The organism is Thermalbibacter longus, assembly GCF_023806485.1.
Classification (GTDB): Bacteria; Chloroflexota; Chloroflexia; order Thermomicrobiales; family Thermomicrobiaceae; genus Thermalbibacter; species Thermalbibacter longus.
The window spans coordinates 1-464 of record NZ_JAMSLR010000047.1 but is presented as its reverse complement, the minus strand read 5'-3'; the positions used below and the strand labels follow the sequence as shown (position 1 = coordinate 464).

At 69.5% G+C, this 464-nt stretch carries 1 pseudogene; it reads left to right on the top strand.

The annotated features are described in order from the left end of the window. Positions 1 to 464 (top strand): annotated as a pseudogene (locus NET02_RS16385) (polyribonucleotide nucleotidyltransferase); the annotation flags it as partial.

The following is a 464-nucleotide window of genomic DNA, read 5'->3' as shown; positions in this document are numbered from 1 at the left end:
CAAGGTCAGCGAGCTGGGTGAGGCGCGCCTGCGCGCGGCCTACCAGATCCGCAACAAGCAGGCGCGCACGCAAGCCCTGCGCGAGGCGTATGCGGCGGTGAAGGCCGGCTTGACGGAGCAGGGCATCGCGTTCGACGAGGTCAAGGTCGACGGCCTGCTGTTCGAGATCGAGGCGCGCATCGTGCGCCAGCAGATCCTCAACGGCGAGCCGCGCATCGACGGCCGCGACACGCGCACCGTGCGTCCGATCGNAGGCGCTGGTGATTGCCACCCTGGGCACCGAGCGCGACGCGCAGATCATCGATGCGCTGTCGGGTGAATACCAGGATCGCTTCATGCTGCACTACAACATGCCGCCGTTCGCCACCGGCGAGACGGGGCGTGTCGGCGCACCGAAGCGGCGCGAGATCGGCCACGGCCGTCTGGCCAAGCGCGCGCTGGTGGCGTGCCTGCCGAGCAAGGAC